The sequence below is a fragment of the Saccharothrix texasensis genome (assembly GCF_003752005.1).
GTDB classification, from domain to species: domain Bacteria; phylum Actinomycetota; class Actinomycetes; order Mycobacteriales; family Pseudonocardiaceae; genus Actinosynnema; species Actinosynnema texasense.
The window spans coordinates 3472101-3492196 of the sequence record NZ_RJKM01000001.1; the positions used below are offsets into that span (position 1 = coordinate 3472101).

The following is a 20096-nucleotide window of genomic DNA, read 5'->3' on the forward strand; positions in this document are numbered from 1 at the left end:
GGTGCGGTCGTTCGGCGGTGCTGGTTCGTTCGGCGGTGCCCGGTCGTGCTGGTCGTGCGGTGGTGCCGGTCGTGCGGGTTCGTGCCCGGTGGACGTGCCTCAGGCGCAGTCGCGGCAGATGTACTGGCCGTTGACTTCCTCGGCCAGCCTGCTGCGGTGGTGCACCAGGAAGCACTTCGAGCACGTGAACTCGTCCGCCTGCTTCGGCAGGACCTTGAACGTGAGCTCCTCACCGGACAGGTCGGCGCCCGGCAGCTCGAAGTTCTCGGCGGTCGCGTCCTCGTCGATGTCGACGACCCCGGACTGCGTTTCATTGCGCCGCGCCTTCAGCTCCTCGAGGGAGTCCTCAGCGAGTTCGTCCGCCTCGCTGCGACGCGGTGCGTCGTAGTCGGTCGCCATACTTCTTTCACCCCTGCGGTCAACGGAGACTGTTCGTGTCGCTGGTTAACGCACCAGCGCCCCTATTTGTGCCCTCCGTCCCCAGTGACGGAGGTCTCGCTCGCGCGGCCGGGCGCCAACCCCCTGTTCATCGACGCTTCCAGGTGTCCGGCGGTGCGCGGAGCGCCGAGAGGGTAGCTCATCGATCGGGGGGTCGCGCAGCGGGTTCCCCCTAATTGAGCAGACGGGTGAGAGGCCCTTCACACGCTGGCCAGATAGGCTTGGACGGGCACCACCCACCCGGTCCTCCCGTGCTCCGCCGCCAGACCAGGGCGTTGACCGTCCGCGACCGGGTGATCGCACCCCGCTACCCACCTGCCCGAGGCGCGGGCCGGCGGGGGGCGGCATAGCCTGATCACTGTCAGCACTGCGCCAGGGGAGGTCGACGGACGTGGTACGACCCGGTACGGGGAGCAGCGGGTCGTCGCGATACCGGAAGCGACGGCCGTTGCCGGCGCTCATCCTGTTCCTGGTGCTCGCCGTGACCGCCGTCGTGGTGTGGAACCGCGTGCTGGCGGACGCGGGCGACGTGGACGCGGCGATCAAGTGCAATTCACCCGGTGGTGTGCCGGCGCCGTCGTCGGGCGAGCCCGCCGCGCCCGCGGCCGAGCCCGCGCCGCCGTTGGGGACGGTGCTCGCGCACGACGCCTTGGACCGCACCGACCCGGTGCCGGTGGGCAGCGTGCAGTTCCGGGTGTTCAACGCGAGCACGCAGCGCAACCAGGCGCGGTTCGTGGCGACGACGCTGGAAGAGCTGGGCATGAAGCAGGCCGCCGAGCCGGGCAACGACCCGGTGTACCCGGCGCAGGACATGGACTGCCGCGGCCAGATCCGGTTCGGCGCGCCCGGCGCGGGCGCGGCGCGGACGTTGAGCCTGGTCGAGCCGTGCCTCGAGCTGGTGCGCGACGAGCGCCAGGACGCGACGGTGGACGTGGCGATCGGCCAGAAGTTCAGCGAGGTGAAGCCGAACAGCGACGCCCGCAAGGTGCTCGACCAGCTCAACGAGTGGGCGATGCAGCAGCCCGAGCAGCAGGGCGGCCAGGCCGCCGAGGGCTCCACGCCGCTGTCCCTGAACGCCGACAACCTCAAGGGCGCCCGCGACACCGTGTGCTGACCGGGCACGGTGAGGCCCCGCGGCGGTCGGTGGCCGGTCGGGGCGCGCGGGGCCGTGGTCGATCGAACCCGGGGGTCCCCCTGGCCGGGGACCCCCGGGACGGCTTCGCGGTCGCGGCCGGTGGTCAGACGTCGCCGAAACCGCACTCCACAAGGGCCGCGAGCAGGGCGTCCGCGATGCCCGGGGCGGCGGCGAAGGTGGCGTCCTCCCCCAGTTCCGGCAGGTCACCCGGCAGGTGGACGACCGCGCCCGCCTCGCTCGCCAGCAGCGACCCCGCCGCCCAGTCCCACCGGCCCAGGGTGTGCTCGGCGTAGGCGTCCAGCCTGCCCGCCGCCACCGCGCACAGGTCCAGCGACGCCGCGCCGGCCCGCCGCATGTCCCGCACCCTGGTCGCCAGGCCCGCCCACGCGTCCGCCTGGCGCTGCCGCCGCTCCGCCCGGTAGGCGAAGCCGTAACCCAGAAGGGACAGATCCAATCGGGTGGCATCGGACACCGTCAGCCGCCGGCCGTCCAGCCACGCCCCGCCGCCGCGCGCCGCCGTCCACACCCGCCCGCTGACGGGTTCCACCACCGCGCCCGCCAGCGACTCGCCGTCGACCTGAGCGGCCACCGACACGGCGTAGTGGGGGATGCCGTACAGGTAGTTCACGGTGCCGTCGATCGGGTCGACGACCCAGGTCAGGCCCTCGACGGCGGCGCTGCCGCCCTCCTCCTCGCCGATCACCGGCTCACCGGGCCGCAGCTCGGCGAGCCTGCCGCGGATCAGCTGTTCGGCCGCGCGGTCGGCCGCGGTGACCACGTCGGTGGCGCTGCTCTTGGTGTCGACATCGGTCACGGCGGCGTCGCGGGTGGCCACGGCCAGCTCACCCGCTTCGCGGGCCACGAGCACGGCGACTTCGACCAATGAGCGCGGATCGAAACGCAACTGTTCCTCCTGCGTCACTCTCACGGGACTATCGGAGAACTGCAGGCTAATGTCTGCGGCCACGGTTACTGAATCGAGTAGGAAGGGCCACGGGGATGGGCATGACCCGCGGGTTCGGCGTGGACATCGGCGGTTCCGGCATCAAGGGCGGGCTCGTGGACCTCGAAGCGGGGGCGCTGGACGGTGAGCGGCTGCGCATCACCACACCCCAGCCGTCGACCCCGGACGCGGTCGCCGACGTCGTCGCCGAGATCGTCGAGAAGTTCAACTGGGACGGTCCCGTCGGCGTCACCCTGCCGTGCGTGATGAAGCACGGTGTCGCGCACTCCGCCGCGAACGTCGACAAGGCGTGGATCGGCACGGACGCGGCCGCGCTGTTCGCGGAGCGCCTCGGCCGGCCGACGGACCAGGTGGTCGTGCTCAACGACGCCGACGCCGCCGGCATCGCCGAGATGCGGTTCGGTTCCGGTGTCGACCGGGACGGCCTGGTGGTCCTGCTGACGTTCGGCACGGGCATCGGCAGCGCCCTGTTCCTGGACGGCAAGCTCGTGCCCAACACCGAGTTCGGCCACCTGGAGGTCGACGGCCACGACGCGGAGAAGCGCGCCGCGGCCTCGGTGAAGGAGGACAAGGGCCTGACGTGGGCCGAGTGGACGCCGCGGGTGTCCCGGTACATCACCGTGCTGGAGAACCTGATCTGGCCGGACCTGGTCATCGCCGGCGGCGGGGTCAGCAAGAAGGCGGAGAAGTGGCTCCCGCTGCTCGAGGTGCGCACCGAGGTGGTGGCCGCCGCGCTGAAGAACGACGCGGGCATCGTGGGGGCGGCCGTGGCCGCCGCGCAAGGTCTCCGGCACTGAATTCCGCAGCGTTCCACCTGCGAGAACGCGTGCCGGACCACCTCGGATGACGCCGGGGGGCAACGGCACGCGATTCTCGTCGTTACAATGGAACGGTGCCCCGCTGACGAACGATCCGGCGGGGGATCCCCCGTACTCAGGCGACCGAGGTTCGCGCCCTTCGGTCGGCCTTGATCGACAGTCGCGAAAGGGCGTACGTGGCAGCCGCGAAGACTACTCAGGCAGCTCAGGCTGACGCCGAGGAGACGCCCAAGGCCACCTCGGCGAGGAAGGCCCCGGCGAAGAAGCCGGCGGCGAAGACCGCCGCGGCGGGTAAGACGGCCACGCGGGCGCCGCGCAAGACGGCCGCCAAGGCCGCCGCTGCCGCGCCCGGCAAGGTGAAGAAGGACGGCGAGGAGCCCGAAGACCTGGAAGGCGCCCCGGACGCCGAAGACCTCGTCGACGACGTCGAGTTGATCGACGAGCCGGTCGAGGAGGAGCCCGCCGAGGAGGAGGCCAAGCCCGGCGAGGGTGACTTCGTCTGGGACGAGGAGGAGTCGGAGGCCCTGCGGCAGGCCCGCAAGGACGCCGAGCTCACCGCCTCGGCCGACTCGGTCCGCGCCTACCTCAAGCAGATCGGCAAGGTCGCCCTGCTCAACGCGGAGGAGGAGGTCGAACTCGCCAAGCGCATCGAGGCCGGCCTCTACGCCGCCGAGCGGGTGCGCCGCGCCGAGGACGAGCAGGAGAAGCTGACCCCGCAGATGCGCCGCGACCTGCGGTGGATCGTGCGGGACGGTGAGCGGGCCAAGAACCACCTGCTGGAGGCGAACCTCCGGCTCGTGGTGTCGCTGGCCAAGCGCTACACCGGTCGTGGCATGGCGTTCCTGGACCTGATCCAGGAGGGCAACCTCGGTCTGATCCGCGCGGTGGAGAAGTTCGACTACACCAAGGGCTACAAGTTCTCCACGTACGCGACGTGGTGGATCCGCCAGGCGATCACCCGCGCGATGGCCGACCAGGCCCGCACCATCCGCATCCCGGTGCACATGGTCGAGGTCATCAACAAGCTGGGTCGCATCCAGCGCGAACTGCTCCAGGACCTGGGCCGCGAGCCCACCCCGGAGGAGTTGGCCAAGGAAATGGACATCACCCCGGAGAAGGTGCTGGAGATCCAGCAGTACGCCCGGGAGCCCATTTCGCTCGACCAGACGATCGGCGACGAGGGCGACAGCCAGCTCGGTGACTTCATCGAGGACTCCGAGGCCGTGGTGGCGGTGGACGCGGTGTCGTTCACGCTGCTGCAGGACCAGCTGCAGTCGGTGCTGGCGACGCTGTCCGAGCGCGAGGCGGGTGTGGTGCGGCTGCGGTTCGGCCTCACCGACGGCCAGCCGCGCACGCTGGACGAGATCGGCCAGGTCTACGGGGTGACGCGCGAGCGGATCCGGCAGATCGAGTCGAAGACGATGTCGAAGCTCCGGCACCCGTCGCGGTCGCAGGTGCTGCGCGACTACCTGGACTGATCCCCAGGCTGAAGATCACGCTGAGCCAGGGCCCCTCGACCTTTCGGTCGAGGGGCCCTGGCCTTTGAGCACTTCTTCACCCGATCGGACGCTGCCACTGTTCACTCTCCGTGCTGTTCTGGAGGTGGCGCAGCCGCCGGGGGGCGGCGATGGGGTACGCGCCGGCACAGGGGGAAGTCCATGAGTGAACGTCGCACTGAAGCACGCCTTTCACGCCTGGCCGCGGCCGAGGCGTTGGACCGGCAGCCGTGGCCGGAGCACGCCGACAACGGCGAGGAGGGCGACTACCCGTACGTCGCCAACTACGGCAAGGGCCTGCCGCACGACGAAGCGGGCGAGGTGCGCCCCGAGGCGTACAACACGCTGCTCAGGGCCCTGTCCACGGGCCGGAACGAGGACTTCGAGCGCATCCCGCTCGGCCGGGGCGTCAAGCTGACCAACCCGCAGGCCGGCCTGGCGTTCGACCTGGAGGGGCCCGACCCGCAGTCGCTGCTCCTGCCGCCCGCGCCGCGCATCGACTCCGCGCGCAACTCGGCCGAGGCGGTCGAGCTGTACTGGATGGCGCTGACCAGGGACGTCCCGTTCGAGCAGTACGACCGGCACCCGCTGATCGCGCAGGCGGCGCAGGAGCTGTCCCGGCTGAGCGACTACCGGGCGCCGAAGGTCGACGGCCGCGTCACGCCCGCCACGATCTTCCGCGGCGGCACGCGCGGTGACCTGCGGGGACCGTTCCTGTCGCAGTTCCTGCTGCGCGACATCCAGTACGGCACGCTGCGCATCCCGCAGCTGCACGACACCGTGCGGCCGGACCGGGACTTCCTGACCGACTTCGCCGCGTGGCGCGCGGTGCAGGAGGGTGGGAGCACGCCGCCCGTGAAGCGGGACCACGTGAACCGCCGGTACCTGCACAACGGCCGTGCCATGACGAACTACGTGCACTTCGACGCGTTGTACGAGGCCTACCTCAACGCGGCGCTGATCCTGCTCGACCTGGGCGCGCCGGTCGACGCGGGCAACCCGTACCGGTACTCGGCGAACCAGGCGGGCTTCGGCACCTACGGCGCGCCGCACCTGTTGTCGCTGGTGACCGAGGTGGCGACGCGGGCGTTGAAGGCGATGTGGTTCCAGAAGTGGCACGTGCACCGCAGGCTGCGGCCCGAGGCGTTCGGCGGTCGGGTCCACGCGCACCTGTCCGGGCTGCGCGACTACGCCATGATCGACCGCGAGGTGCTGGACTCGGAGGCGGTCAAGCTCACCTACGAGAAGCACGGCTCGTACCTGCTGCCGCAGGCGTTCCCGGAGGGCTCGCCGACGCACCCGTCGTACGGCTCGGGTCACGCGACCGTGGCCGGCGCGTGCGTCACGGTGCTGAAGGCGTGGTTCGACGAGTCGTGGGTGCTGCCCAAGCCCGTCGTGGCCAACGCCGACGGCACGGCCCTCGTCCCCTACACGGGTGGTGACGCGCTGACCGTCGGCGGCGAGCTGGACAAGGCGGCGGCGAACATCGCGACCGCCCGGAACATGGGCGGCGTGCACTGGCGCTCCGACTTCACCGAAGCCGTGCTGCTGGGCGAGGCGGTCGGCATCGGGGTGCTGCGGGACCACGTCCGGGTCAACCACGAGGACGCCTCGTTCGGCCTGACGCGGTTCGACGGGCGGCGCGTGCGGATCTGAGCGGCCCGCCCGCGGCATGCCGGACGGGCGGCCGGACGGCCCGCGGACCCGACGGAGAACCGGACGGATCATGTCCGGATCGTGGAACGCGAGGCCGTGTTCGCTCTGGGCTGACCAAAGTGTTACCCGTCACAGCGGTGACCGCGGAGGACCGCCCTTCTGGAGCATCAAGGGTGCGTCGAACGCCGTATTCGCAGGTCGGAAAACCGTTGCCACGACAGCGGAACGTGAGCACGGGCCGATCGAACCGGTGGAACCGGCAGGTTCCGGCCGCCCGGCCGCTGGGTAAATGAGGAGTGACGCGGGTCGCCACGGTCAGGGGAACACTGACTTACGCCCGAACGTCTGCAAGAGTGAAGGCAGCGAACACGGCGCACCCGCCAGATGCGAAGTGGTCGCAGCTAGGTGTGAGGGCACCGATCCCCGGTGCCGGGACGGAGGGAGATTTCCATGACTACGACGCTCACCCGCCCCGCGTTGACCGCTGCCGACCGCTGCGACCGCTGCGGGGCTGCTGCCCAGGTTCGCGCCGTGCTCCCCTCCGGGGGCGAGTTGCTGTTCTGCGGGCACCACGCCCGTGAGCACAGCACCAAGCTGCGTGAGCTCGCTGCCGAGTTGCAGCAGGGCTGAACACCACGAGTCCCGGCACGGGGCTCGTAGCACCCTAGCCGTCCGGGGCGGGGATCCGAGAGGATCCCCGCCCCCCTCATTTTCGGCGGACGCGCTCGCCGTGGTCTCGCCGATACTGGCGGCAACGGACGCGGGCGGGAGTGGTGCGTGGTGATCGAGTCGGTTGACCTCGTGGTGGCGGCGCTGGCCGCGGGTGCGGCGGCGGGCGTGACGGACACGGCCTCGACCGCCGTGAAGGACGCGTACCAGGGCCTGAAGTCGCTGACACGGCGCGCGTTGCGCCGCGGTGGCGTAGAGCAGGAGCCGACCGATCCCGACGAGCTGAAGGCCGCTCTGACCGCCGCGGACGCCGGGGCCGATGTCGAGCTGGTCGCGGCGGCCCGCCGGGTGCTGGAGCTGGCCGACCCGGGAAGCGCGGCCAAGTACCGCGTCGACGTGCACGACAACCAGGGCGTGCAGATCGGCGACGGCAACACGATGACGCTGAACCTCGGCGGCGAGTAGCCCGGCCGTGGACGTCCACGACAACGTCGGCGTGCAGATCGGCGACGGCAACACCCAGCACCTCCACCTGCCGCCGGCGCCGCCGGTGGCGTGGCCCGTGCGGGTCGGCGTGCCGCCGCCGGTCGCGGACCGGTACCAGCACCGGGCAGCCGAGGCCGAGCTGGCCGGGAGGTCCGCGGTGCTGTCCGGTCTGGGCGGTGTCGGCAAGTCCCAGCTGGCGGCGCGGCACGCGCACGCGGTGTGGCGGGACGAGTCGGTCGACCTGGTGGTGTGGATCGCCGCCGTGACGCGGGTCGCCGTGATCAGCGCCTGCGCGGACGCGGCCGAACGGGTCCTGCGCGATCCCGGCGGCACGCCCGAGGAGGCCGCGGCCGCCTTCCGGTCGTGGCTCGGCTCGACCGACCGGCGGTGGCTGGTCGTGCTGGACGACGTCCAGGACCCGGCCGACCTGAAGGGCTGGTGGCCGCCGAGCACCCCGACCGGCCAGGTCGTCGTGACGACCCGCCGCCGCGACGCCGCGCTGTCCCGCGACGATCGCCTGTTGGTCGAGGTGGGCGTGTTCACCGAGGCGGAATCGCTGGCCTACCTGACCGCGAAGCTCCCCGGTCACGACCGGCTCGCGGCCCTGGCGGACGACCTGGGCCACCTGCCGCTGGCGCTGGCGCAGGCGGCGGCGTTCATCGCGGACAAGCCGCTGCTCACCGCCGCCGACTACCGCGAGCGCTTGGCCGACCGCCGTGCCCTGGCGCAGGTGCTGCCGGCGGAAGGCGAACTGCCCGACGAGCACCGGGCCACGGTCGCGGCCACCTGGTCGTTGTCGATCGATCGCGCCGACGCCCTCCGCCCGGAAGGCCTCGCCCGCCCGCTGCTGGAGATCATCAGCCTGCTCGACCCCGCCGGCACCCCGGTCGCCGTGCTCACGGCCGGCAACGTCCTGGCGCACCTGGCCGTGGGCGCCGACGACGTCGGCGACGCTCTCGGCTGCCTGTACCGGCTCAGCCTCGTCACGCTCGACGCCGGCACGATCCAGGCGCACGCGCTGCTCCAGCGCGCCGTCCGCGACACCATCGACCCGGCGCGCCTGGCTTCCCTGGCCCACCTCGCGGCGGACGCGCTCCTGCTCGTCTGGCCGCCGCACGCGACCGACAGCGCGCTGACCACGACCCTCCGCTCGGTCACCAACGCCCTGCACGCCCACACGTCACCGGCGCTCTGGCACCCCGAGGCGCACGCGGTCCTCTTCCACGCGGGGACTTCGCTGGGCGAAGCCGGGCTGGCGGGCGATGCCCTCGGCTACTTCGAGGAGCTGCGGCGGGAAGCGGAGCGCCGGCTCGGGCCCGATCACCTCCAGGTCCTCCACCTCCGCAACGAGATCGCGGCGTCGAGCGGCCGGGCGGGGCACGACGCCGACGCCATCGCCGAGTACGAGCGCCTGGTCGCCGACGCCGAGCGAATCCTGGGGCCCGACGACCGGACCGCGCTGACGGTGCGGAACAACCTCGCCGTCAAACGGGCGGAGGCAGGTGACGCCACGGGGGCGGTCGAGGAGTTCGAGCGGCTGCTCGCGGACCACCTCCGGGTGCTCGGCCCGGACCACCCGGACACCATCTCCACCCGTCACAACCTCGCCGGCAGGCGGGCCGAGGCGGGGGACGGCGCGAGGGCGGTCGAGGAGTTCGACCTGGTGCTCGCCGACTACCTGCGGGTCTCCGGCCCCGACGACCCGCAGGCGCTCATCGCCCGGCTCAACATCGCCTCCTGGCGCGGCGCCGGGGGCGATCCCGCCCGGGCCTGCGCGGAGCTGGAGCGGCTGGTGGTCGACTGCCGCCGCGTCCTGGGCCCGGACCACCCCGACACGCTGACGACCCGACTGCACCTCGCCTACTGGCGTGCCCGGACCGGAGAGGTCGCGACCGCGCTGGTCGACTTGCGGGAGCTGCTCGCCGACCAGCTCAGGGTTTTCGGCCCCGATCACCCCGACGTCGCGCACACGCGCCAGAGCGTCGCGGACTTGTCAGATGTCGCCCAGGACCGGCTCGAAGGCCAGCTCGGCGGCGCCGACGAGCTTGGCGTCACGGCCCAGGGGCGAGGAGACGATCCGGGTGCCGCCGACGGCGCGTGACACCAGCGACCGCTGCTGCACGGTGCGCCGCAGCTGCTCCACCAGGGACTCCGGCAACGCCGTGAACAAGTCCCCCAGCACCACCAGCTCCGGCCCGAGCATGTTGACCACCGTGATCAACCCCATGGCCAGCCACTCGGTGAACTCGCCCAACCGGTGCGCCACGCTGTCCGGCGAACCGGCCAGCGACCGCAGCTCGGCCACGACCGTCCCGCGCGGCGCGTCTTCGGGGAGGGACAGGGCGCGGCACAGGGCCGCCTCGCCGACCTCGGTCTCCCAGCAGCCCTGGCAGCCGCAGTAGCACCGGCGACCGCCGGGGCGCACGACCATGTGCCCCAGTTCGCCGACGTAGCCGCCGGTGCCGCGCAGCGGTCGGCCGCTGGAGATCACGCCCCCGCCGATGCCGACGTCGGCGGAGATGTAGACCACGTCCGACGAGGCGCGGGCCGCGCCTCGCGCGTGTTCGGCCAACGCGCCCAGCTCGGCGTCGTTGCCGACCTGGACGGGGACCTTGAGCACCGCCGAGAGCCGTTCGCCCAGCGCCACGTCCGTCCAGTGCAGGTTCGGCGCCTCGTGCACGAGACCGTCGGCGCGGCGCACCACGCCCGGCACGGAGACGCCGACACCGACCGCCTGCACGTCGAGCTCGTCGGCCAGGAGCTTGGCCGAGTCGGCGATGTGCGTGATCACCTCGCCGGGGTCGCGGGACCGGTGGTGCAGGTTCCACGAGTCCCGGCCGAGGATGTCGCCGCCGAGGCCGACCATGGCCATCGCCACCTGCTCGACGCGGACGTCGATGGCCATCACCACGGCCGCGTGCGGCTGCGGCAGCACGAGCAGCGACGGACGGCCCGCGCCGGAGCGCTGCGCCGGCACGCGTTCGGCCACCACGCCGGACTCGGCCAGGCCGTCCACCAGGGCTTTGATCGTGCTGCGGTTGAGGCCCAGCTCAGCCGCCAGCGACGCCCTGGTGGAGGGCCCGTCCACGTGCAGTCGGCGCAGCAGCGCCGTCCGGTTGTGCCTGCGTACCTCGTCGGGTCGGGCTCCCGCGGTCGGTGTGCTCACGTCAGCGGACGGTGGACGCCGCCCGGCGGCGGGACAGCGCGTCGACACTCGCGGCCAGGAGCAGCACGAGGCCGGTCACGATGAACACCACGGCGGCGGGCTGGTCGAGCAGGCCCATGCCGTTCTGGATGATCGCGAGCACCGCGCCACCGATGACCGCGTCGCGCAGCTTGCCCTTGCCGCCGAACAGCGACGTGCCGCCGATCACGGCCGCGCCGACCGCCATCAGCAGCGTGTTGCCGCCACCGGCGTTCGGGTCGACCGAGCCGACCTTCGACGAGTAGACGATCGCGCCGATGGCGGCCATCGAGGAGGCGATCACGAACACGCTCATCCGGATCTGCGCCACGTTGATGCCGGCGCGGCGGGCCGCTTCCTGGTTGCCGCCGACGGCGTAGACGTGCCGGCCGTAGCGGGTGCGTTCGAGCACGAACGTGCCGATGACCAGCAGGACGAGCACGATCGGCACCACGAACGGCACGCCGGTGATCACCACGAGGTCGCTCTTGGAGCGGTTGAGCGTCAAGGCGTAGGTGGCCACCGCGCCCAGCACGAGCACCACGCCGACCTTGACCAGCACGATCGGGGTGGGCGACGCGACCAGGCCGCGGCGCAGCCTGCTGAAGTGGCGGCCGAGCACGACCGCCCCGTAGCCACCGGCGGCGATGACGAACAGCGCCCAGGAGCCCGCGGTGCTCAGGTTGCCGTTGGCGACGTTGAAGATCACGTCGTCGCGCAGGCCGAGCGTGCCGCCCTCGCCGATGAACTGGAGGATGACACCGCCCCAGGCCAGGAACAGCGCGAGGGTCACGACGAACGAGGGGATGCCGACGCGGGCGACCAGGAAGCCGGTGATGCAGCCGATCGCGGTGCCGACGCAGACGGCCAGCAGCATCTCGACCCACGGGTTGGCGGGCACCCCGACCAGCGCGATGACCAGCGCGATCACCGACATGGCGACGCCCGCCCAGATGCGCATGAGCCCGGCCAGCACGGCGGCCAGCGCCAGCAGGCCGCAGAAGAGGTAGAAGACGGTGTCGCCCATGCCGCCGAGCAGGTTGCCGCCGTTGATCAGGTGCAGCGCCATCACCGAGGCGGTGACGCCGGAGGCGGTGCCCGCGGACAGGTCGATCTCGCCCAGGAGCAGGACGAACACCAGGCCCATGGCGATGATCACGACGCTCGCGCCCTGCGCGAGGAGGTTCGCGATGTTGCCCAGGGTCAGGAACGTGTCCGCGAGGGAGCTGAACACGATCAGCAGCACGACCACGCCGAGCAGCGCGGGCAGGGAGCCGAGTTCGCCGCCCCGCAGCCGGGCCGTGTAGTCGCGCACCGCCTCGCCGGTGGACTGGGACGTGGTGTCGATGCCGAAGTCGGAGATCGCCGCGCCCTGGGGTGCGTCCGGGGCGGTCTCGCTCGTGGTGTTGGGCATGCTGCGTTCCTCGTCGTGGGGAGCTCTACTGTGCCGGTGTCGATCCGGGGCGGGCATCAGATGGTCGCGGATTCGGGTCGGGCGATGCCCAGGTCCCCGGAGCGGCCGGCGGTGATCAGCTCGACCACCTGGCCGTGGGTGACGTCCTTGGTGTTGACCTCGGCCGCCATCCGGCCCAGGTACAGGCAGGCGATGCGGTCCGCGACCTCGAACACGTCGTTCATGTTGTGGCTGATCAGCACGACGCCCAGGCCCTGCTCGGCCAGCCGGCGCACCAGGTCGAGGACCTGGCGGGTCTGGGCGACGCCCAGCGCCGCGGTCGGCTCGTCCAGCAGCACGACCTTGCTGTTCCACAGCACGGCCTTGGCGATGGCCACGGTCTGCCGCTGACCGCCGGACAGCGACGCGACCTGCGTGCGCACCGACTTGACCGTGCGCACCGACAGCGAGGTCAGCGTCTTGCGGGCGGCCTGCTCCATGTCCGCCTCGTCGAGCATGCCCAGCTTGCCGCGCTCCCGGCCGAGGAACATGTTCTGCACGATGTCGAGGTTGTCGCACAGCGCGAGGTCCTGGTAGACGACCTCGATGCCCAGGTGCGCGGCGTCGCGCGGGCCGTGGATGTGCACTTCCTCGCCGTCGAACACGACCTGACCGGAGTCGGTCGGGTGGATGCCCGCGATGCACTTGACCAACGTCGACTTGCCCGCGCCGTTGTCGCCGACGAGCGCGGTGACCTGGCCCGGGTGGACCTCGAAGTCGATGTCGTGCAGGACGTGCACGGGCCCGAAGCTCTTGTTGATGCCGCGCAGCTCGAGGATCGGCTCGCTCACTGGAATTCCTCCGTCTAACCCGTCTGAAGGGGTCCAACCCGTTCTCGGGTGCAGCCCCACACGTGGGTGGGCGCGCCGGGGCGGGGTGCGTCTCCCACACCCCGCCCCGGCGCGAGCCTTGACTTACTTGATGCCGAGCTCGGTGCAGACGGCGGCCAGGTCGCCGCCGCAGACCTCCGTCGCCTTGACGAAGCCCGCGTCCACGACCGTCTTGACCTTGTCCTTGGTGATCAGCTGCGCGGGCAGCAGGACCGACTTGACGTCGCGGTTGCCGGTGGTGTCCTTGGTGACGCCGGTCGCCATCTTGTCGGCGGCGGCCGTGTCGCCCTTGGCCAGCGCGGCGGCCAGCTTGGCGGTGGCCTCGGCCTGCTCGTTGATCGGCTTGAACACGGTCATGAACTGGTCGCCGCGCAGGATGGCCTGCAGGCCCTCCGGGGTGGCGTCCTGGCCGGTGACCGGGACCTTGCCGTTCAGGCCGTACTTCTTGAGCACGGTGATGATCGCGCCCGCGAGGCCGTCGTTGGCGGCGACGACGCCGTCCACCTTCTGGCCGTTGCCGGTCAGGATCTGCTCGAAGGTGGTGCCGCCGACCTGGTTGTCCCACTTGTCGATCGGCTTCGACTGGACGAGCTTCAGGTCGCCGGCCTCGTACTTCGGCTTGAGGACCTTCTGCTGGCCGTTGTAGAACAGCGTCGCGTTGTTGTCCGTCGGCGCGCCCTCGATCTCGATGATCTCGGCCGGCTTCTTGGCGGGCGCCAGCGCGGCGAGGCCCTCGACGAGGCCCTGGCCCTGCAGCTCGCCGACCTTCTCGTTGTCGAACGAGACGTAGTACTTCGAGCTGCCGCCCAGGTTCAGCCGGTCGTAGTCGATGACCGGGATGCCCTGCGCCTCGGCCTTCTTCGCGACCGTCGCGCCGATCTCGCTGTTCGGCGTGGCGATGATCAGGACCTTGACACCGGCGTTGATCATGCCGTCGGCGAGCGTGGAGAACTTCTGCACGTCGCCCTGGGCGTTCTGGATGTCCGCCTGGAGGCCCTCGGCCTCCAGCGCCTTCTTCAGGAGCGGCTTGTCGAAGCCCTCCCAGCGCGCGGAGCTGGCGGTCTCGGGGAGGATGACGCCGACCTTCGCGCCGCCCGAGCCGCTGTTCGTGTTGGTGTCCGAGGCGGGTGAGTTGCCGCCGGACGTGTTGGCGCCACATGCCGTCATGGCAACGGCGAGGCCGGTGCCAACGGCGATGAGAGCGAGGCTCTTGCTGCGCATCCGCCATCCCTTTCACGCAGGAGCGTAAATGTTGTGGCGCACAACGTATGCCGGGACAGGCGGTGACCGGAAGCACACTTGACCGGTAAAGTAGGCACGATGCGCTAACGAGGAGGTAACCGAACGGACATCTGACTACGTCCAATGCAGTAGTCGGTCACCTCAGGTCACAACAAAGGTCACCAAGAGCGGAGCGTGGCGATCCGCTCCTCGAGCTGTTCGATGCTCGCCATGGCCGTCGGCGGGCCCCCGCAGTACTCGCGCAACTGGTTGTGGATCTTGCCGTGCGGCTTCTTCGTGCGGTGGTGGTGCATGGCCACGAGCGTGTTGAGCTCCTTGCGCAGCTGCGCCAGCCGTTCCTGCACGCCGGCGGGCCGCGTCGCGGCGGGCGGCGGCGCCGCCGGTGCGGCGACCTGGCGCTTGCTGGCCTCGACGAGCTGCTTCTCCTGCCGCTGCCGCAGCAGCGCCCGCACCTGGTCGGGCTCCAGCAGACCCGGCAGCCCCAGGTACTCCTGCTCCTCGTCGCTGCCCGCGAACGCGGCCGTGCCGAACGACGAGCCGTCGTAGATCACCTGGTCCAGCTCGGCGGAGGCGCCCAGCGCGGTGAACGCCTTCTCCTCCTCGCCCGGCTCGTCCTTGGCCTGGTTGGCCTGGGCCAGCAGCTCGTCGTCCCAGCCGTCCTTCTCGCGGTGCGGCTTGCCGAGCACGTGGTCGCGCTGCTGCTCCAGCTCGCTGGCCAGCCCGAGCAGGACCGGCACGCTGGGCAGGAACACGCTGGCCGTCTCGCCCCTGGCGCGCTGCCGCACGAACCGGCCGACGGCCTGGGCGAAGAACAGCGGCGTCGAGGCGCTGGTGGCGTACACGCCGACGGCCAGCCGCGGCACGTCCACGCCCTCGGACACCATGCGGACCGCGATCAGCCAGCGGTCCTGCGAGGCGGCGAACTCGGCGATCCGGCCGGACGCCTTCGGGTCGTCGGAGAGCACCAGGGTCGCGTCGTGGCCGGTGTTGCGCTTGAGGATCTCGGCGTAGGCCTTGGCCACGGTCTGGTCGGTGGCGATCACCAGGCCGCCCGCGTCCGGCATGCCGCCCTGGCGCAGCTGGGTCAGGCGCATGTCGGCGGCCTTGAGCACCGACGGCATCCACTCGCCCGTCGGGTCCAGCGCCACCCGCCACGCCCGCGCGGTCTGCTCCTGGGTCAGCGGCTCGCCGAGCCGGGCGGAGAACTCCTCGCCCGCGCTGGTGCGCCAGCTCGCCTCGCCCGAGTAGGCCAGGAAGATCACCGGCCGGACCACGCCGTCGCGCAGGGCGTCGGAGTAGCCGTAGGAGTGGTCCGCGCGGCTGCGCTGCACGCCGTCCGGGCCGGGCTCGTAGCTGATGAACGGGATCGGCGAGTCGTCCGAGCGGAACGGCGTTCCGGTCAGGCACATCCGCCGCACGGCCGGCGTGAACGCCTCGCGGATCGCGTCACCCCACGACTTGGCGTCGCCGCCGTGGTGGATCTCGTCGAGCAGCACGAGCGTCTTGCGGTTCTCCGTGCGCACCCGGTGCAGCGTGGGGTGGGCGGCGACCTGGGCGTAGGTGAGCGCGACGCCGTGGTAGTCGCGGGAGGTCATCGCGTTGGTGTTGCGGAAGTTCGAGTCGATCGCGATGCCCGCCTCGGCCGCCGCCCGCGCCCACTGGTGCTTGAGGTGCTCGGTGGGCGTGACGACGGTGACGGCCTCGATCGTGCGGTCGGCCAGCAACTCGGCGGCGACGCGCAGGCCGAAGGTCGTCTTGCCCGCGCCGGGCGTGGCGACGGCCAAGAAGTCCTTCGGTTTCGCGGCCAGGTATTTGGTGAGCGCGCGGCGCTGCCAGGCTCGCAGCGGTCGGGTCGCGGCGACTTGCGGTTGCGACAACCTCGAACCCTTCCTGCGCTGATCAGCGGTGGTGCCGCGGCGGTCGTGCGGCGGTGTTGCGGTGGTGGACACGCAAATGCCCTCGGTGCGGGTGACCGGTCGAGGGCATCGACAGCCTACCCGCTCGGCCCGCGGCCCACGGTCGCCGATGCCGCGAAATCACCCGCCATGCACCATGCTTGATGTTGCGATGGGTTCGCCGAGGGACGAGACAGCACGCAGCACGGGCCGCAAGGGGCCCCTGCGCCTGTTGGCGCGCACGCTCTCCAAGGCCTGGGAAGGCAGCATCTTCTCCGAGGCGGCCGAGGCGGCGTTCTGGCAGGTCCTGTCGTTCCCGCCGCTGCTGCTGGGCCTGCTGGGCAGCCTCGGCTACCTGGGCGACTGGTTCGGGCCGGAGGTCGTGAGCGCGGTCAAGGACCGGATCATCTCCACCTGCCGGACGATCTTCAGCCCGGACGTGGTCAACGGGGTGATCGTGCCCACCGTCGACCAGATCCTCACCACCGGCAAGGGCGAGATCGTCTCGGTCGGGTTCCTGATCTCGCTGTGGGCCGGGTCGTCGGCGATGTCGTCGTTCGTGGACGCGATCACCGCCGCGCACGACCAGTACGGCGTGCGCAACGAGGTGTGGCAGCGGATCTTCGCGCTGCTGCTGTACATGGCGAGCCTGGTGCTGCTGATCATCGGCCTGCCGGTGGTGGCGCTGGGCCCGGACCTGCTGCCGCAGGTGTTCCCGGACTCGTGGCAGCCGACCATCGAGTCGTGGCTGAGCGGGTTCTACTACCCGGGCATGGCGGTGCTGCTGGTGGTGGCGCTGGCGACGCTGTACAAGCTGTCGCTGCCGAACAAGCTGCCGTGGCACCGGCTCGTGCCGGGCGCCGTGCTGGCGATGGCGGTGTTCCTGCTGTCGTCCATCGGGCTGCGGCTCTACATCCAGTGGATCACGACCACCGGGTACACCTACGGCGCGTTGGCGACGCCGATCGCGTTCCTGCTGTTCGCCTACCTGATCGGGTTGGCGATCACGCTCGGCGCGTACTTCAACAGCGCGTTGCAGGAGATGTGGCCGGCGAGGATGACCCGGCGGCAGCGCCGGCGGTGGCAGCGGCTGGAGCTGGAGCGCGCCGCCGAGCGGATCCGGTCCGACGAGGTCAGGCAGCCGCCCCAGGCCGGCCCGCCGGCGGACACCGCGCCGGACCGCGACCACACCGCGCCGTCGCCCGCGGACACCAACCACACCGTGCCGTTGCCGGTGGAGCGGCGCGGGCCGCGCGAGACGCCGGTGAGCGGGCACGGGTCGGGCCCCGGCGGGTCGACGCCGGGGCCGTCCTAGCGGGTCCTACTCGCCGCCGCCACCCTTGGGCAGGCCGTCGAAGATCTTCTTGCACTCGGGGCAGACGGGGGAGCCCGGCTTCGGCGACTTCGTCACCGGGAACACCTCGCCGCACAACGCCACCACGTGCGTGCCCATCACCGCGCTTTCCGCGATCTTGGCCTTGCGCACGTAGTGGAACATCTTCGGGGTGTCGTCCCCGGTGTGGTCCGTGCCTTCCGGCCGGGTCTCCACCTCGGGCAGAGTCTGCGTGCTCACGCGGACAGCGTACCTGGGATGATGGCCCCTCGTGAGCACGCCGAGCGTCACCGAAGAGGTCCGATCCGCCCTGGCCGAGAACCGGCCGGTGGTCGCGTTGGAGAGCACGATCCTGTCCCACGGGCTACCGCCCGGCCGCAACCGCGAGGTCGCCGAACGGCTCGAAGGCGTGGTGCGCGCCGCGGGCGCGGTGCCTGCCACGATCGCCGTGCTCGGCGGCGTGCCCAAGATCGGGTTGACCCCCGCCGAACTCGACCGCGTCTGCGACCCCGCCAACGACCTGGTGAAGCTGTCGCGACGGGACCTGGGCGCCGCGTACGCCCTGAAGCGCGACGGCGCGACGACCGTCGCGAGCACGGCCGCGCTGGCCCACGCGGCGGGCATCGGGGTGTTCGCCACCGGTGGTCTGGGTGGCGTGCACCGGGGCGCGCGCGAGACCTGGGACGTGTCCGCCGACCTGGACGTGCTGGCCACGACGCCGGTGCTGGTGGTGTGCTCGGGCGTGAAGTCGATCCTGGACATGGGCGCCACGCTGGAGCTGCTGGAGACCCGCTCGGTGCCGGTGATCGGCTTCGGCACGGACCGCTTCCCCGCGTTCTACCGGCGCGAGTCGGCGTTCGGCGTGCCGTGGCGGGTCGACTCGGCGCGGGACGCCGCCGCCGTGGTCGCGGCGCACCGGACGGTGCCCGGCGCGGCGGGCGTGCTGCTGGCCAACCCGATCCCGGTCGACTTCGAGATGGACGCCGACCTGCACGACCGGCTGCTGGCGGAGGGCCTGGAGCTGCTGCGCACGCGCGACGTGCACGGCAAGGAGGTCACGCCCGTGCTGCTGGAGCACTTCCACACCGCGAGCGGCGGGGTGAGCCTGGACGCCAACGAGGCGTTGGTCGTGTCGAACGCCGCCCTGGCCGCGGCGGTGGCCGTGGAGCTGGCGGCGTGAGCGAGCTCGCGAGGTCGCCACGGGACGCAGCGCGGCCGGTCACGACCCCGACGAGCCTCGGCGGGGAGGCGTCGTGAGCGGGATCGTCGTCGTCGGTGACGCCGGCCTGGACGTGGTGGCCCGGCACGCGGGGCCGATCGTGCACGGCGGCGACTCGCGGGCGTCGGTGACCATCGAGCCCGGCGGCGCGGGCGCCAACACGGCGGTGTGGCTGGCCGCGTGCGGCACGTCGCCGGTGCTGGTGGCGCGGGTCGGCGCGGACTCGGCGGGCCGCCAGGTGCACGCCGAGCTGACGTCGGCCGGGGTGCGGTGCGCGTTCGCCGTGGACACCGAGGCGGCGACGTGCTGCGTGGTGGTGCTGGTGGACGAGACCGGTCAGCGCAGCATGCTGCCCGACCGGGGCGCGAACGCCCGCTTCTCCCCCGGCGACCTGGACCGGGGGCTGCTGCGGGACGCCTCGCACCTGCACCTGTCCGGGTACGTGCTGCTGGACGCGTCGTCGCGGCCCGCCGGGTTGGCGGTGCTGCGCGCGGCCCGGGAGGCCGGGTTGACCACGTCGGTCGACCCGCAGTCGTCGGCGTTGATCTACGACGGGTTCCTGGACGACATCCGCGGCGTCGACCTGCTGCTGCCCAACACCGAGGAGCTGGTGGCGCTCACCGGGTCGGCGGAGCCGGCGTCGGCCTCGGCGCTGCTGGACGTGGTGGGCGCGGTGGCGTTGACGTCCGGCGCGGACGGCGCGAGCTGGGTGGACCGGGACGGCGTGGTGTCGGTGCCGGCCGAGGACGTCGAGTGCGTGGACTCGACGGGCGCCGGCGACGCGTTCGACGCCGGGCTGCTGGCGGCGTGGCTGGCGGGCGCGTCCCGGCTGGACGCGCTGCTCGGCGGGGTGCGCGCGGCGGCCCGGGCCGTGTCCGCGGTCGGGGCGCAGCCGTCGGCGGCGGGTCAGCCCTCGATGACGTGATGCGGGCGCGACTCGATCGCCCGGTGCTCCTTGGTGAGCCGGCTGGCCTTCTCCGCCTTGCGGGGAGGCCGGTCGTTCGCGATCAGCACGGCCATCCACGGCAGCGGCACGGACAGCACGATCAGCGCCAGGGCCAGCCACCAGGTCTGGTAGAAGACCATCGCCAGGATGAGGCACGGGATGCGGGCGCCCATCATGATCGCGTACTTGCGTTTGCGCGCGGCGTGCTGCTCCTCGTAGGAGGGCGCTGCCTCGGTGATGAGCACCGGTGTGCCGTCGCGCTCGGGACTGACCATGCCTCCATCGTCCCACCACGCGGGCGCGACGGATACCTGCGGATTGTGTTTTCGGCC

19 protein-coding genes are annotated in these 20096 nt (G+C 71.8%); 10 read left to right on the forward strand and 9 right to left on the reverse strand.

Annotated elements, in window-relative coordinates; genetic code table 11:
- Positions 1–99: 99 nt before the first annotated feature.
- Positions 100–399, reverse strand: coding sequence for a DUF4193 domain-containing protein (locus EDD40_RS14095; RefSeq protein WP_053717171.1), 300 nt, complete (start codon positions 397–399; stop codon positions 100–102).
- Between the two features lie 430 nt (positions 400–829).
- Between EDD40_RS14095 and cei the strand changes: the two genes are divergently transcribed.
- Positions 830–1552 (forward strand): envelope integrity protein Cei, encoded by a 723-nt coding sequence (cei, locus tag EDD40_RS14100; RefSeq protein ID WP_268957683.1) that lies wholly within the window; start codon positions 830–832, stop codon positions 1550–1552.
- A gap of 124 nt (positions 1553–1676) precedes the next feature.
- On the opposite strand, the gene EDD40_RS14105 is transcribed toward cei, so the two are convergent.
- Positions 1677–2477, reverse strand: a complete 801-nt coding sequence (locus tag EDD40_RS14105) for an inositol monophosphatase family protein (protein WP_123748013.1) — start codon at positions 2475–2477, stop codon at positions 1677–1679.
- 95 nt (positions 2478–2572) lie between these two features.
- Here EDD40_RS14105 and ppgK point away from each other — a divergent pair, with 95 nt between their 5' ends.
- The 6 genes from ppgK (at position 2573) to EDD40_RS14135 (ending at position 9763) form a co-directional block, all read left to right on the forward strand.
- Complete coding sequence (gene ppgK, locus EDD40_RS14110; RefSeq protein WP_123743309.1) at positions 2573–3334, forward strand: polyphosphate--glucose phosphotransferase; 762 nt, start codon at positions 2573–2575, stop codon at positions 3332–3334.
- A gap of 170 nt (positions 3335–3504) precedes the next feature.
- Positions 3505–4833 carry an RNA polymerase sigma factor gene (locus EDD40_RS14115; RefSeq protein WP_198932892.1) on the forward strand — a complete coding sequence of 443 codons (1329 nt, stop codon included), beginning with the start codon at positions 3505–3507 and terminating at the stop codon, positions 4831–4833.
- A gap of 180 nt (positions 4834–5013) precedes the next feature.
- Positions 5014–6507 carry a vanadium-dependent haloperoxidase gene (locus tag EDD40_RS14120; protein ID WP_123743310.1) on the forward strand — a complete coding sequence of 498 codons (1494 nt, stop codon included), beginning with the start codon at positions 5014–5016 and terminating at the stop codon, positions 6505–6507.
- Between the two features lie 450 nt (positions 6508–6957).
- On the forward strand, positions 6958–7137 hold the full coding sequence (locus tag EDD40_RS14125) for a DUF7455 domain-containing protein (protein WP_015800348.1): 180 nt from the start codon (positions 6958–6960) through the stop codon (positions 7135–7137).
- A gap of 150 nt (positions 7138–7287) precedes the next feature.
- Positions 7288–7641, forward strand: coding sequence for an RIP homotypic interaction motif-containing protein (locus EDD40_RS14130; protein ID WP_246037658.1), 354 nt, complete (start codon positions 7288–7290; stop codon positions 7639–7641).
- A gap of 7 nt (positions 7642–7648) precedes the next feature.
- Positions 7649–9763, forward strand: coding sequence for a tetratricopeptide repeat protein (locus tag EDD40_RS14135; protein WP_123743312.1), 2115 nt, complete (start codon positions 7649–7651; stop codon positions 9761–9763).
- Here EDD40_RS14135 and EDD40_RS14140 read toward each other — a convergent pair.
- The 5 genes from EDD40_RS14140 to EDD40_RS14160 form a co-directional block, all read right to left on the reverse strand.
- Positions 9656–10828 carry an ROK family transcriptional regulator gene (locus EDD40_RS14140; protein ID WP_123743313.1) on the reverse strand — a complete coding sequence of 391 codons (1173 nt, stop codon included), beginning with the start codon at positions 10826–10828 and terminating at the stop codon, positions 9656–9658. The two genes, EDD40_RS14135 and EDD40_RS14140, sit on opposite strands and share 108 nt — an antisense overlap.
- Before the next feature lies 1 nt (position 10829).
- A complete protein-coding gene (locus EDD40_RS14145) occupies positions 10830–12260 on the reverse strand; it encodes a sugar ABC transporter permease (protein ID WP_123743314.1) in 1431 nt (476 codons plus the stop codon).
- A 56-nt stretch (positions 12261–12316) separates the two neighbouring features.
- On the reverse strand, positions 12317–13090 hold the full coding sequence (locus tag EDD40_RS14150) for an ATP-binding cassette domain-containing protein (protein WP_123743315.1): 774 nt from the start codon (positions 13088–13090) through the stop codon (positions 12317–12319).
- Positions 13091–13213: 123 nt separating this feature from the next.
- Complete coding sequence (locus EDD40_RS14155) at positions 13214–14350, reverse strand: sugar ABC transporter substrate-binding protein (RefSeq protein WP_123743316.1); 1137 nt, start codon at positions 14348–14350, stop codon at positions 13214–13216.
- Positions 14351–14529: 179 nt separating this feature from the next.
- Positions 14530–16248 (reverse strand): DEAD/DEAH box helicase, encoded by a 1719-nt coding sequence (locus EDD40_RS14160; RefSeq protein ID WP_123743317.1) that lies wholly within the window; start codon positions 16246–16248, stop codon positions 14530–14532.
- Between the two features lie 175 nt (positions 16249–16423).
- Here EDD40_RS14160 and EDD40_RS14165 point away from each other — a divergent pair, with 175 nt between their 5' ends.
- Positions 16424–17581, forward strand: coding sequence for a YihY/virulence factor BrkB family protein (locus EDD40_RS14165; protein WP_123743318.1), 1158 nt, complete (start codon positions 16424–16426; stop codon positions 17579–17581).
- Positions 17582–17587: 6 nt separating this feature from the next.
- On the opposite strand, the gene EDD40_RS14170 is transcribed toward EDD40_RS14165, so the two are convergent.
- Entirely contained in the window at positions 17588–17839 is a 252-nt protein-coding gene (locus EDD40_RS14170) for a DUF3039 domain-containing protein (RefSeq protein ID WP_053717182.1), read from the reverse strand.
- Between the two features lie 31 nt (positions 17840–17870).
- Between EDD40_RS14170 and EDD40_RS14175 the strand changes: the two genes are divergently transcribed.
- Both EDD40_RS14175 and EDD40_RS14180 read left to right on the forward strand, forming a co-directional pair.
- Positions 17871–18779, forward strand: coding sequence for a pseudouridine-5'-phosphate glycosidase (locus EDD40_RS14175; RefSeq protein WP_123743319.1), 909 nt, complete (start codon positions 17871–17873; stop codon positions 18777–18779).
- Between the two features lie 73 nt (positions 18780–18852).
- Positions 18853–19743 (forward strand): carbohydrate kinase family protein, encoded by an 891-nt coding sequence (locus tag EDD40_RS14180; RefSeq protein WP_123743320.1) that lies wholly within the window; start codon positions 18853–18855, stop codon positions 19741–19743.
- On the opposite strand, the gene EDD40_RS14185 is transcribed toward EDD40_RS14180, so the two are convergent.
- A complete protein-coding gene (locus tag EDD40_RS14185) occupies positions 19725–20039 on the reverse strand; it encodes a DUF3099 domain-containing protein (protein WP_123743321.1) in 315 nt (104 codons plus the stop codon). The two genes, EDD40_RS14180 and EDD40_RS14185, sit on opposite strands and share 19 nt — an antisense overlap.
- Positions 20040–20096 lie beyond the last annotated feature (57 nt).

Excerpts from the sequence above, each read along its gene's own strand:
- EDD40_RS14095 (WP_053717171.1), bottom strand. The coding sequence starts at position 399 with ATGGCGACCGACTACGACGCACCGCGTCGCAGCGAGGCGGACGAACTC.
- ppgK (WP_123743309.1), top strand. The coding sequence starts at position 2,573 with ATGGGCATGACCCGCGGGTTCGGCGTGGACATCGGCGGTTCCGGCATC.
- EDD40_RS14120 (WP_123743310.1), top strand. The coding sequence starts at position 5,014 with ATGAGTGAACGTCGCACTGAAGCACGCCTTTCACGCCTGGCCGCGGCC.
- EDD40_RS14125 (WP_015800348.1), top strand. The coding sequence starts at position 6,958 with ATGACTACGACGCTCACCCGCCCCGCGTTGACCGCTGCCGACCGCTGC.
- EDD40_RS14145 (WP_123743314.1), bottom strand. The coding sequence starts at position 12,260 with ATGCCCAACACCACGAGCGAGACCGCCCCGGACGCACCCCAGGGCGCG.
- EDD40_RS14155 (WP_123743316.1), bottom strand. The coding sequence starts at position 14,350 with ATGCGCAGCAAGAGCCTCGCTCTCATCGCCGTTGGCACCGGCCTCGCC.
- EDD40_RS14165 (WP_123743318.1), top strand. The coding sequence starts at position 16,424 with ATGCTTGATGTTGCGATGGGTTCGCCGAGGGACGAGACAGCACGCAGC.
- EDD40_RS14185 (WP_123743321.1), bottom strand. The coding sequence starts at position 20,039 with ATGGTCAGTCCCGAGCGCGACGGCACACCGGTGCTCATCACCGAGGCA.